This is a genomic window from Bacillus sp. B4EP4a (assembly GCF_006680105.1).
Taxonomy (GTDB): domain Bacteria; phylum Bacillota; class Bacilli; order Bacillales; family DSM-1321; genus Peribacillus; species Peribacillus simplex_E.
The window spans coordinates 1-13312 of sequence record NZ_VHIK01000089.1 but is presented as its reverse complement, the minus strand read 5'-3'; the positions used below and the strand labels follow the sequence as shown (position 1 = coordinate 13312).

The 13312-nt window shown below is 35.1% G+C and carries 10 protein-coding genes and 1 riboswitch; of the genes, 3 read left to right on the top strand and 7 right to left on the bottom strand.

The window, feature by feature from the left end:
- Window positions 1–198: 198 nt before the first annotated feature.
- A complete protein-coding gene (locus FNK51_RS26040; RefSeq protein ID WP_141995215.1) occupies window positions 199–1935 on the top strand; it encodes a methyl-accepting chemotaxis protein in 1737 nt (578 codons plus the stop codon).
- Between the two features lie 71 nt (window positions 1936–2006).
- Here the strand turns inward: FNK51_RS26040 and FNK51_RS26035 are convergent, their stop codons facing one another.
- The 5 genes from FNK51_RS26035 to FNK51_RS26015 all read right to left on the bottom strand — a co-directional run bounded on the left by FNK51_RS26035 (window position 2007) and on the right by FNK51_RS26015 (window position 8911).
- A complete protein-coding gene (locus tag FNK51_RS26035; RefSeq protein ID WP_141995214.1) occupies window positions 2007–2966 on the bottom strand; it encodes a DUF4822 domain-containing protein in 960 nt (319 codons plus the stop codon).
- 81 nt (window positions 2967–3047) lie between these two features.
- The gene (locus FNK51_RS26030; protein WP_141995213.1) at window positions 3048–3692 is read right to left on the bottom strand and encodes an ankyrin repeat domain-containing protein; all 645 of its coding nucleotides are present in this window, start codon (window positions 3690–3692) and stop codon (window positions 3048–3050) included.
- A 289-nt stretch (window positions 3693–3981) separates the two neighbouring features.
- A complete protein-coding gene (locus FNK51_RS26025) occupies window positions 3982–4668 on the bottom strand; it encodes a response regulator transcription factor (protein WP_141995212.1) in 687 nt (228 codons plus the stop codon).
- Window positions 4665–6113: a sensor histidine kinase gene (locus tag FNK51_RS26020; RefSeq protein WP_098369462.1), complete on the bottom strand. Its 1449-nt coding sequence runs from the start codon at window positions 6111–6113 to the stop codon at window positions 4665–4667. Before FNK51_RS26020 ends, FNK51_RS26025 begins: the two co-directional genes overlap by 4 nt.
- A gap of 542 nt (window positions 6114–6655) precedes the next feature.
- Window positions 6656–8911 carry a metallophosphoesterase gene (locus FNK51_RS26015; RefSeq protein ID WP_286178899.1) on the bottom strand — a complete coding sequence of 752 codons (2256 nt, stop codon included), beginning with the start codon at window positions 8909–8911 and terminating at the stop codon, window positions 6656–6658.
- Window positions 8912–9395: 484 nt separating this feature from the next.
- On the opposite strand from FNK51_RS26015, the gene FNK51_RS26010 reads away from it, so the two are divergent.
- On the top strand, window positions 9396–9812 hold the full coding sequence (locus tag FNK51_RS26010; protein WP_179890963.1) for a DUF2690 domain-containing protein: 417 nt from the start codon (window positions 9396–9398) through the stop codon (window positions 9810–9812).
- Between the two features lie 146 nt (window positions 9813–9958).
- Here FNK51_RS26010 and FNK51_RS27680 read toward each other — a convergent pair whose 3' ends face one another.
- Window positions 9959–10159 (bottom strand): hypothetical protein, encoded by a 201-nt coding sequence (locus FNK51_RS27680; RefSeq protein ID WP_141995209.1) that lies wholly within the window; start codon window positions 10157–10159, stop codon window positions 9959–9961.
- Between the two features lie 526 nt (window positions 10160–10685).
- Window positions 10686–10864, top strand: a riboswitch (Lysine riboswitch).
- A 134-nt stretch (window positions 10865–10998) separates the two neighbouring features.
- Between FNK51_RS27680 and dapA the strand changes: the two genes are divergently transcribed.
- Window positions 10999–11895, top strand: coding sequence for a 4-hydroxy-tetrahydrodipicolinate synthase (gene dapA / locus FNK51_RS26000; protein WP_141995216.1), 897 nt, complete (start codon window positions 10999–11001; stop codon window positions 11893–11895).
- Window positions 11896–12576: 681 nt separating this feature from the next.
- Here dapA and FNK51_RS25995 read toward each other — a convergent pair.
- Entirely contained in the window at window positions 12577–13047 is a 471-nt protein-coding gene (locus tag FNK51_RS25995) for an Lrp/AsnC family transcriptional regulator (protein WP_098369458.1), read from the bottom strand.
- Window positions 13048–13312: the final 265 nt, after the last annotated feature.

The following is a 13312-nucleotide window of genomic DNA, read 5'->3' as shown; positions in this document are numbered from 1 at the left end:
TATTAACCATGTTTTATATATCGGTAATAATTAAATATATTTAATGAGACCTTTTTAAAACCTTCTGGTGGAGTTTTTATTCATTTAGTCTTTAACCTGTTGTAATAGAGGTTTTAAAAAGGTCTCATTAAATATATTTAATTATTACCGATATATAAAACATGGTTAATATATAACACGGGGAAGGAATAAACAAAGATGAATAAACTCAGTACGAAAATAGGTTTTGTCCTTTTAACAGGCATGGTCATTACATTAATTGGAAGTTTACTATTGATGTATAAAAGTACAAATGATACGGTTGAGAAAACAATCGCTATGAGCAGCTTAGACATAGCAAGCAACATCTCTCAAGGAATTAATCCAATATCTTATGCTGATTTTTTAAGTAATCAATCCGAAACCTCTACATATTGGGAGATACGCGAACAGTTAGACGATTATAGGCAAAAAACTGGAGCATTATATGTATATACATTGGGGATTAACAAAAGTAGCGAAAAAGTCCATATTCTTATAGATGGAATGGGTAATGGAGATAAAAAAGCATCCCCCATTTTAACACCCACAACCGCAACTTCATATCAGGATGTAGAAAGAGTCATGAAGGGAAAGGTTTCTACCACTTCCATCGTTCATGATCCTGAATATGGTGACTATTTATCCGTTTTTGTTCCCATAAAGAAAGGGGACGAGGTCATAGGAATACTAGGGGTGGATATTGATGCCAGCAAAGTCGACGCAACTGCTAGCAAGGTTCTGGGCGGCATCCTTCCACTGACCATAATAATCAATGTAATCTTAATGGCGATCGTAGTGGGTGCCTTAATATGGTTCTTGACTAAAAAGTTAAGTCCCCTTCTTAAAGTCAGCTTGGCTGCAAAGGAGATCTCAAATGGGAATTTATTAACTGCCAATAAACTGATTAGCAACATAAAAGTAAATGGGGACGATGAAATCAAGGTTTTAGTGAAATCCTTTGAAGAAATGATTACCAATACAAGTAGGATCGTCAACTCCATGAAAAGCTCATCATTCCAGCTTTTGGAGTCATCAAGTGATATCGAACACAAAATCAAAGAAATGGATACTTCCACACAATATATCGTTAATGGCATTCAGCAAGTCGCAGGAGCTGCGGAAGTACAATTGCACAGAAGTGAAGAATCATCGAGGGTCATCGAGGAAATGACCATAGGGATACAAAGAATTGCAGAAGCTTCTTCAGAAGTCAGCGAACAGACAAATCATGTTTCAACTAGAATGTCCATTGGAAATAAAGATATAAATGAACTCTCAAATCAAATTCTGCAAGTAAAAGATGTGATGCTGCAAACAAGTTCAAAAATAAAGAAATTGGACGAACAAGCAAATGAAATTGTGAATATTGTACATTTAATTACAGGAATTGCCGAGCAAACAAACCTGCTATCACTAAATGCGGCAATTGAAGCTGCTAGAGCCGGTGAGCAGGGTAAAGGTTTTGCGGTGGTATCGAACGAAGTACGGAAATTGGCAGTAGGTACGAAGGAATCTGCTATCAATATACAAGAGTCCCTACTACATTTTAAATCCATCATAAATGAGTCAGTGAAAATGATGGAAACTGGAACTAAAGAGGTAGAGGAAGGGACAAAATTTGTCCTGAATACAAGAGAAACTTTTAAACAGACTATAAAATCTTTTGAGCATGTTAGTGATCAGATTCAAGAAATATCAGCCATCACAGAGCAAATGGCAGCGAGTTCTCAGGAAATCAATGCTTCGATAGAAGATTTTGCAGTGTTAACAAGGGAAACTGCAGTGGCTTCAAAACAAGTGGCACAATCAACAGATCAACAAGCGAAATCCATGGAGGATATTTCCTTATCAACCTCCTCGATGGTAAAACTCGCTAATGACCTGGAAACATCTGTTGAACAGTTTAACGCGTAAACATCTTGAACCACTATTCTATTACTATATTAAGAAAGGGATTTTGCTTTAATGCAAAATCCCTTTCTATTTTACTTAGTTGATTTTAGTTTCAAATTACCTTCATATGGTATATGTTCAACTGTTATCGTTATTTCTTTTCCATCTTTATCTTTACCGATTCTTTTATAAGTGAATTTATCTTCATTAAGCTCTGTAAGTTCAAGAACTGCGCCATACTTATTTTCCCCTTGTGAAACAAGGGCTCTTATCTTATTTCCATGAACAACATCGTAAAAGCCGTAATCACCACGGCTTTCACCGGTTTTAGCATCAAAAAATTCATACTTATTTGTTTTATCATCGTATTTTGCCAGTCCTAAATAATTAGAGTTATAGCTTGATACATCATTTCCCTTTTCATCCAATGCCACCGTTCCTTGCCATGGAGTGCTGGATAAAATTTTGTCACCATCAACGTCTGTAACTACTTCTCCTGTGTAAGTTTCCAATTTTTTGTCTGGATCAGTAAAGGAAAGTTCTGTTTCAGTATAAGGAATATGATCAACAAACACCTCTACGTCGTTACCTTTTGCATCTTTACCCATTCTTTTATAAGTAAACATATCCTTATTCAGTTCTGTTATTTCAACAACGGCTTGGTAACCCATTGATTCTGAAATTAACACTCGCATCTTCCCATTTGTGATAAAGAAAGTTCCTTTATCACCACGACTTTTTTTAGTATTTTTATCAAAAAATTCATATCTCGATGCTTCAGCATCATATTTCGCTAGACCAATAAAGTTTGCGTTTTCCTTTGTTAAATCATTATTATTCTTATCATAAACTTTTGTTCCTTGCCAATTCGTGCCACTAAGAATTTTAGTCATTTCCTGTCCTGCGGTTAACTTATGTTCTTGTTTACTCTCTTTAGCAGTTTGTTCATGCTTCTGAGCACTTTGATTGTCTTGTGCGTTTGTGTTGCATCCTGTTAAAGCCAATGTTAACCCAAGTAGTATAGATGATGAAATTTTTGCTTTTTTGTTCATTTTTTCGTCTCCTCAATATTTTATGGTTGTAATTAATTAGTAGTGCAATTGACATTTCAAATTGCAAGTATCGGCGATCGATTATTTTGCTCCTGCGGATAGTAAAATTTGTTCAATCTCTTTAAATCCTTTCTCACGGGCATGTTGTATAGGTGTCATACTACCATTATCAGGGATGTTGACATCTGCCCCATGATCAATTAGCAATTTCACTGTTTCCTGCTGTTTTCCATCACCATTATTCAAAATGATAGCTTCTAGCAAAGCTGTCCAGCCGAGATCATTTACATGATTCACATCAATATCGGTTTTAGTAAGGAGTTCTTTAATAACCTCAACATAACCATGTTCCGAAGCAGGGATTAAAGCCGTTCCTCCATAACGGTTTGTAATAGACGCATACAAGAAGGGGCTATTTTTCATGTCATCCTGAATGTTGACGTCTGCACCCGCTTCAATAAGGATTTTTGCAGTCTCTACATCATTGTTATAAGTCGCAATCATAGTGGCGGTTCGCCCTTCCGAGTCCTGTGTATTAATATCAGCACCTTGCTCAATCAAACTTCTTATTCTTTCCGTTTCATTTCGTTCTACAGCTTGAATCAGTTGTTCATTCATTCCCTTTCCTGTCTCCTTTTCTTGTTTATTTAACTCTCCTTCGTTATCTAAGACACAGGCTTGAAGGATGAAAAGGCAGCAGATGACAATCGTTAGCCGTCTCCACATGAAACACACCATCCTTTCCCCGTTTGTACATCATCTGCCCCTAAAAGATTTTCCGTCATTTTGATGCACTAAACAAAAGGGCTTGTTCTAAAATGCTTTTTAAGGTTGCATGAGGTTTTTTTCTCCCTTTTATTTTTAGTTGCTTACTTATTCCATCTTCATTATATTAGTGCCTATTCTTAAACTCCCTCTAAACAATTTCTTAAAAAATGATTAACTTATTCATAAAATTTCTTAATGTTTATAAAAAAATCCCGCCACCTTCGTGACGGGTCATAAAACATGCTATTTAAACATTAAAGCGATACCCTGCTCCCCAAACGGTTTCCAAAAATTTAGGATGTGCAGGATTTCTTTCAATTTTTTCACGTAGTTTCCTGATATGGACGGTGACAGTCGAAACATCTGCAGCCGATTCCAATCCCCAAATATTTTCATAAAGCTGCTCTTTGCTTAATACTTGATTCGGATGCATGACAAAAAACACTAAAGTATCGAATTCCTTCGTTGTAAACGGGACCACTTCCCCATTTATGTGAACTCTGCGTGCTGACTTATCTATTGAAATCCCATGAACATAGATTGAATTAGATTTGGGGTGACTTCCTGATAAACGTTCATAACGCGCTAAATGCGCTTTCACTCTTGCAACTAGTTCACTTGGACTAAATGGCTTTGTAATATAATCATCTGCCCCTAAACCAAGTCCCCGAATTTTATCAATATCTTCCTTTTTGGCGGATACAAGCAATATCGGAATATTATGGACTGCACGTATTTGTTTGCATATCTCAAATCCATTCAATCCTGGAAGCATGATGTCTAAAATGATTAAATGATAATTTCCTTGAAGGGCCTGTTGGAGACCTGCATCACCTGTATGTTGAATATCGACACTAAAATCATTTATTTCCAAATAGTCCCTTTGCAATTCAGCAATACTGACTTCGTCTTCAATAAGTAATATCTTTTTCACATTTCCTCACCTTTCTTTATGGAAAAGAAGACACTTGTTCCTTTTCCTATCTCGCTAGTAGCCCAAATATCTCCTCCATGCTCGCCGATAATTTTTTTTGCGATCGCAAGCCCTAAACCGCTTCCACCTGTCAGAGAATTTCTAGATTGCTCAGCACGATAAAAGCGGTTAAAAATATAAGGCAATGCAGAAGATTCTATTCCATAGCCATTATCTGTTACTTGTACGACTACATCATATTGTCCTTCATGCAGAGAAATGGAAATGTGTTTTTCATTTTTATCCATATACTTTACACAATTACTGATTAGGTTGGCCAATACACGTTTTAGTTTCTCTCTATCCGCTGTCACGTGTATCGGTTCATGCAGCTGTTGAAGTTCAATCTGGATTCCTTGTTGAAGTAAATCCAATTGAAGTTCATCTACGTAGTCTATTAAATATTTATCTAGTCTGACCGTTTCAAAAGTGAATGGTTCTTTTTTTAAATCCAGCTTGGAAAATAAAAACAATTCATCTATCAATGAATCCATATCTCTTGCTTTTAGGTATACAGTCGATAAATACTTGTCCATCTTCTGTGGGGTGTTTGCTACTCCGTCTTTTATCCCCTCTACATATCCCATAATCGAAGTGATCGGTGTCTTCAAATCATGAGAAATATTGGAAAGAAGTTCTTTACGATTTTCCTCATACTGAAGCTGAAGGTTTACGGACTCTTTTAACTTTTTTCTCATTTCCTCAAACTCCCTATTCAATTGTCCTATTTCATCATTCGAAGTCGCTTTGATTTCAAAGTTTAAATCTCCTGATTTTATACGCTCTGCTCCTTCTTTAAGTATTGAGATAGGTTTGATGATGCTTCTTGAAACTAAATAATTTAAAAGTCCAATAATCATTACAAACAGTAATAACAATAGCGCGAATAAAATGGGAAATGACTCGCGGGTCAGCTCAGCAAAGGAACTTGCCTTTCTCAATACAAAAATACTTCCTTCACTTTTATCAGAAAAATAAAAATCAAACTTTACATATGTGAAAAAAGTGTCTTTCATTTTGATTGTGTCCCGCGTATTGATGTTCGTTTCTTCGAACATAGGAAGTGATTGAACCAAGCCTAGCTTATCAAGTGTGGGAGACGTATACTCAATGTTATTATCTTTTCTAACGACAATCTTAATATCTCTATGTTCAATCTTCTCCAGCTGTTCTTCATTCAAAAGCTGCTCTGGATTATTTTTTGCCAAAAGCTTTAAATCGAGAAACACACTTTCTTCTACTGCAGTCAAAGGTTTTTGGAGATAAGATTTTTTGTATAAATGCTCTATCGATTTTATATCGCCTGTTATTGCAAAAGTAAGTAAAAATCCAGCTGCTAAAAATAAAGTGATGGAAATAAGAATTACGCCAACGTAGGACAATAGAAACCTCATTTTAATTGACAAATATTTTCACCCCATATCGATCTCTCGTTTACGATTTTAGAAAAGTTCACCGTTTATCCGCTGTTCTTGCATGGAAAATGTTTTCCACGATAATTTTTCTTAGAACTTTAAAAAAACATATCACACAAATCTTAAAATTTTCTAAAATACATAGAAAAAATTCTATGTCGGTCTACAATTTTTTAATTATAAAACGTTCCAGTTGTTTTCAGAAATCGCTCCATTTCTGCCTACTGTATGCCAAGCCTCCTCGACGAAAGCTTCTCTCGGGTCTCGGCTAGCTAATTTTTTGATAAAATATTAGATTTTCATCCTACCTTTTATAATAATGGAATGGTTTATAAATTATCCAAGAGTTAAATAAAGCTGCACTTCAATGATTAATAAATTAATAACTATACCTTTATTTTGATGTATTATCCTAACAAAGATACGAAATAAATGAGTAATAAACCATTATAAATTAAGAAAAAGCGAACTTCCCCTTAAGGAAAGTCCGCTTTTTACTAATACAAATTTCAAGAAAAGTTCACCTGTTCTTCTCATTCATTTGGTGAAACGATCATTTGGTCATCCAATCTAATATCGTCAATCGACCAAAACCAATTATTTTTCGCATTATGCATTCTCCATTGTACTGTCATCGAAGAAGCATCTTCAGGAACCTTAATCGATTTAACTTCATACTTATTCAAAACATGTCCATTTTTATTATCGGAAGCAGCTTTATTGTCATAAACGAGAACTTGTTGTTTTTCCCCATTATCAAAGACAGCAGTTACTTCAGCTGTTTGCGTTCCTTCTTGTTTATAATGGGATGCAAATCCTAAGTACAGATCTTTTGCACCATCAACTTTTACAGAAGGTGAAGTTAATGTACTATCAAAAAAACCTTTTGATGATGGTGAACCGTTATCATCCCATTCATCAGGATCCGCTACAGCTATAACACCTTGACCAAGCTCAAATTTGTTACGATCTTGGTCTTCTGCTTTTGTCCAAAAGTCCTTTGTTGTGAAGCTCCATCCTTGCCACTCCATTGTACCGGCTGGCATATTTGAGCTATTTGTCACCGACCAGCCGTTAGGGGCTGCATGGCTCCAACCGAGAATAGAACTTGGAATGTTTTCATTCACTGCTGGCTTTAATCCAGACTCTAATTGGTCAAAACTTTCTCCAAGCAACATGTTTACGAATACATTTATATTCTTGGAGCCAATTATTTGGCCGCCCTCGTAAGCAGTAATCGTGAATTGTGATGATCCGGAACTTTCCTTACTAGGTGTAGCTTTAATTGGCAACATTTTTTCTTCAGCTCCCGAAAGCTCATAATCAAGTTCATTGTGCTCCAAACTCCAACCTTCAGGTGCATCAACTTTAATTTTCCCCTTCACACTACCATTTCCAAAATTTTTCATCTTCACTTGGAGTGTAGTCGATTCACCTTCCGTTACTAAAGAAGGAGAAGCTAGTGCTGAGACCATTTCCAGGGCTTTTGTCTGGCCTTCAGCCAGTAACACCTTTTTACTGCTATTGTTAAATGAATCTAGTGCTTGTACCTTAATTTCATAATCTGTACCTGGCTTAAGACCAGCTACAGGGAACTCTAAATTCTTTGGAACAGGATCAATATAGAATTCAGAAAATGCGGTAAAGTCTGCGTCTAACTCCCCTGTTTCCTTGTTTTTGGCTGTAATGTGATAAGAATGTACTAGCATGTTATCTTTTGCCTGCGGAAATGTAACATTTAAACTTTTTAGTGTCGATTTTTCTTTTACAATCGAAGCCTTGTCTTTAACTGCAAAAACCGGTGGTAACTGATCTCGATCGTCTGTATATTTAAAGTTATTTTTTTTAGAAGGATTTTTGATTACCCATGGTTTTCCTGTCCAATCGTCTTTATGAAAGTCACGTTTTTTAAGGACAACTTCATTATTATAAACTTCTACAATCATACCTTGACTAATATCCCGATATCCTTCAGGATGAAACCCTTGAAGTTTGCCCGGCTCTAATTCCAAATAACTTACAGAAGACGTGCCAACAGACGTAAAGTCTTTTTGATGAATCGTTCTAGGGTCTTCAAGTGGATAATGAGAATGGCCTGAAAATGTAATAACCTGTGGATGTTTCTTTAATGTATCATATAAAAGTTCTTTATTTTCCTGAGTTCCCCATAAGTCACTTCCATACACAGTGTCTTTAATGTGTTGATGAAGAAAAACAAAGATTGGTTGGTCCGGATTCTCTTTTTCTGCTGCAGCTAACTTTTCGCCTAGCCAGTTAATTTGATTAACAGAATATAAACCATGCGTATTACCATTTTCCGGACTTAACGTAATAAAATCATATCCATTTACTTTTTTATGATAGTAAAGAGAATCCATTCCTGTTTTCTCGAGAAAACGATCTTGTGCTTTTTCTACTGAAAGTCCATTCCAATAATCATGGTTTCCCATTGTAAACATGGATTGGACATCCCCTTGTTTCTTCTCATTATAAATGGAGAAAAACTTATCATATTCAGTAGCGTATCCATAGTCCGTTAAATCCCCAACGACAACAAAAGCATCCTGTTTAGGCGCAGCTTTGTTTAATTGATCCATGGCTGTTCTAAACTTGTTCATATCAGCAGATGATCCATCATCTATATGTACATCACTGATTACAGGAAAAACGAGCTCCGGTTTACGTTTATTATCTGAATTTGAAGATTCCGAGAATGCTTGTACATTTGATAAAGATGTTGTTAATCCTACAGTTACAACTGTCAACATTGCAGCAAATTTATTTTTCACTTTCAAAATCAATTCCTCCTATTTATCGTTTAGCCGCTTTAATTATGTAAGTATTTTGCAAAAAGACAAATATCCTCCTCATTTTTAAATTTTTATGTGGTTTACCAATTTAAATAGTAACTTTACATTATTAATAAAATATTAGTTCAGTGTAATTTAAATATTAATAAATCAAAAAATACCTATGGCCAATAGTCCTCCGTTCACTTAAATTGATTCTGGAGGAAAACTTAAGATAATTTTTCGCTTGTAGTAATGAATTGCCATTGCTTGATGGGAATGGGGAACTATCCCTTAACTACGTAGTTATCCGGGTTATAGTAATATTTATATATATGGTAAATGATTCCAAAGTACATAGAAATACCAATTTTCATATGGTAAAGTCGAGAAGAAGGAAAGGAGAGAGGTTATTATAAAAAAATTATTAAATATTGTGATGGTAATAACGCTTGTCTTTGGACTGTTTTTTGCGATTGGACCGATGAATAAAGCATTTGCCTTGTCCTACGATAATACAAACCCTTATTCGACAGGTTGTGCTTCTAAAAGCCCAATCACTTATGAAACGGAATATATTTATAAAAACGGTGTGAAAATTGGATATGTGCAGCTAAAAGGAAGTGCGTATTGTCATACGGCGTGGGGTTACTTAAAGTTTTATTCGGCTGCTCCTTACGATTATTATGCAAATGTTTGGGTTGACAGTTTTAATGGCAAGACCAAGAGAGCATTTACAAGTTGTGCTAGTTCCGGTGGTAACGGATGGATAATGAAAGGCCAGACATCCTGTTATACTGCACAATTATGGAATTTAGATCCGTATAATGCTTTGGCCAAAGCAGGTATTTATTCTTCAAGCGGGGCTCTCATTATTTCTGCGAACACTGGTCGTTATTAATGCAAACTTCCTGTTAACGACTTTTCTCGGTGGAATTGCGTTTTGGGCAACTTTCTTCATTTTTCCTAATAAGTACAGTCCATTTCGCAGTTAAATGCCTGATCAATTTTCTTTGTTAACAATCCCACGGATCTTAATGGATTTTATCATTCCAGCTCATGGATTTGGAACGACCTATGCTGTTTATACGTACTCGTTCCAATCCTGAATGGAATGGAAGCACCAAGTAGTTCAATAAGTTTAATCTTGTTGGCTACGGATTTATTTCCATTTTCAGCAACATACTCGCTGGTAAAATTGCCAGCTACAATGCTGTCGAACTCCTCCGGTTTTTTTCCCTCGTGCAAGCAATTGCTTCTGATCAGTTTTTATTGGACGAAAGATAATTTTATCTTTGGATAGGTTGTTAACATTAGCTTGATGTCATTAATGGCCATCCTTTTCAATTTTTTATGATAGTATAATTGAATCAATGGAGTCCTCCTTACATTGAAGCGATCCGTTTTCTTGCTTCCCAAACGTCACGGATTTTCATATCTTTTCTTTCCTTTGTTAGTTTTATATTTATCATGTTGTCCTCCCCACCTTGATCATTATTCTAAGGATTCATAAGATAAATACTAATTTTCTATAAGATATATCAATTGTAAAACTGACTATAAAAGAGTGAAACTTTTCATACAGTTTGTTTTATAAAACTATTAATGTTGAGATTACATAATACTAAAAAAGAAAAATCCAGCCCCTATACCGTATCCATTTTCATTGATTATCCATGTATTCTAAAAAAATATTTTAAATTGGCCTTGCAATAATAAGGATTCCTTGTTATATTACAGTCAATTAAATATTTTCTTACTTCATACTTTTTGAAGTGAGGATAGAGGAGCAAAGACCATTAGTACACATTTTGAGGAGAATGAGATCCTATGACTATTGTGGAAAGGGGAATTTGCCGAAGCGGAAAGAATCTCATGTTCTTGAAGCTGGTTCTGCTATTGAATAAATGCAGGACTGTCATATAGGAAACTATATGGAGGGCTATCTTATGCGCGGAAACATTTTTTTGATAAATATTGTTTCTACTGCAGCAGCGAATCCTCGTTGTTGCTTTTTTGCGTTTACTCCTGAATGGCCCAAACCACCTCTGAATTTTTTAAAAAATTATACAAAAGGGTGTGAAGTTATGAATTTTGGCCAAGTTTTAACCGCAATGGTTACCCCGTTTAATCATAATGATGAGGTTGATTTTAATGCTACGAGAACTTTAGTAGATTATTTAATTGCTAATGGTTCTGATGGATTAGTAATAGCTGGTACAACTGGAGAGTCTCCTACATTAACTGAAGAAGAGAAAGTCGATTTATTCAAAATTGTTGTAGAAGTTGTTGATGGAAGAGTTCCAGTCATAGCTGGAACTGGCTCAAATAACACGAAGGCTTCTATCAGCTTAACAAAACAAGCAGAGGCAGCAGGAGTCGACGGAATCATGCTCGTTACCCCATACTATAACAAGCCGTCTCAAGAAGGATTATTTCAGCACTTTAGTGCTATTGCCCATTCAACATCATTGCCGGTAATGCTTTATAATATCCCAGGACGAAGTGTTGTGAACATGTCAGTCGAGACGATTGTTAGCCTCTCAAAAATCAACAATATTGTGGCAGTAAAAGAAGCAAGTGGTGACTTAGATGCCATGGCACAAATCATAAGCAAAACAACTAGCGATTTTACATTGTACAGCGGCGATGATGGGTTAACACTACCGGTTTTAGCCATCGGTGGAACAGGCATTGTTTCGGTTGCTTCACACATAATTGGTAATGAAATGCAAGAAATGATCAACAGCTTTAAAAATGGTGATGTCCATGGTGCTGCCACTGCACATCGTAACCTTCTTCCAATTATGAAGGCATTATTTGCTGCACCAAGCCCAGCACCGGTAAAATCAGCATTAAATATGCGGGGGTTAAATGTTGGAGGTGTCCGCTTACCATTGGTCCCTTTAAACTATGAAGAAAAAAGTGCACTACAAATAGCTCTTCAACCGAGTAACGCAGAAGCAATTTTGTTAAGTAAATAAACTTTATGTTTCATTAAGCGAGTCTTCAATACCGATTTTCTGATTAAAAATCATAATAAACGGGAGAAATTAAAAAAAGCAGTGCAACTCCGAAAGAAGTGTACTGCTTTTTAATCGATGCACAGCTCAGTGCTTAAACTAGTTGAGCATATAATGATTTTATAAGATTAAGGGCAAAAGGAGAATTTACATTTTCAAGAAAAATATATGGTGCATCAAGTAGGAATTGTAAATTTCAAATTTTCTATAGCAATGAATTTATCGGGGATTGATCATAAGCTTAGTATTTCTAGTGATGTTGATATGTAATTATTGAAAGACAGAGTCGTTCCTTATTATCCAATCTATAATCCTCCTTAACAAAATCAAAAGACGTTCAAAATTTTGAGCGAACATTATAGTTCAACTTAAAAATGGATTTATATCTACTCAAATAACTTGATAATGAATAAATAGCCTATGTTCTTTTTTAGCAAAGGCTATTTTTTTTGACAAGTTTTTTTATCCAACCCCTTTTTTCTCATGGCCTGAAGTTGCGGTCCTTCATTTTGATCCATGCTGCGGATTTGTATGTTTCCAAATTTAAGGACTTCATTTTTTTATTCCTTCTTCTACTTTTCTCTCTCTTGTTCTATCAAAAAACGTTCGTAAAAGTGTACTTTTACGAACGGGACTTTTTTTCTATATGGGTAAAACTGTTGAATATTTAATTTCTCTGAGAGCTAGGCTAGTTTGAATTCTTGTTATGCCTAGTTTATTTAGCTTTCTAATAAATATTTCTAATTCCTTCCGATCTTTGTTAGCCACTTTTAAAAGATAATCATACTCACCTGTTAAACAATGGCACTCTAATACTTCTGACATAGAAGCTAATGCCTTCTCCAAAACTTCCAGTTTTTCAGCTTGATGTATATTCGTACTCATAAAAATAAAACATAATAAATCAAAACCTAGCTTCTCCTGGTTTAAAATTGCTACTTGTCCATTAATAAATCCTTCATTTTCCAAACGTTTTATCCTTGAATGTATAGCTGGTGGAGATAACTTGACACGCTTTGCAAGCTCAGTATTGCTTAATTGTGCATCCTTTTGTAGTAAATCTAAAATTTGAATATCAACATTATCTAGAACCTTGCTTACGATAGATTCCACTTATAGTCACTCCTTTTACAATTGTTCCAAAAACAGTATCATCCCAATAGCAAAACTTAATTTAATTCTGTATATCAGTAATATTTTTTAATATTATTTTAAGTTTCTTCTATTATACAAAATAATATATAAAGTAACGAACTATAATGTTAAAATTAGCAGTAATTAATTATGAAAATTGAAATGTCATTGTGCACAATGGCTTCGATCTTTTTTCACTTAAACTGTGAAAGATGAAAAGGAGCAAAAAGATATGCAGTATTAT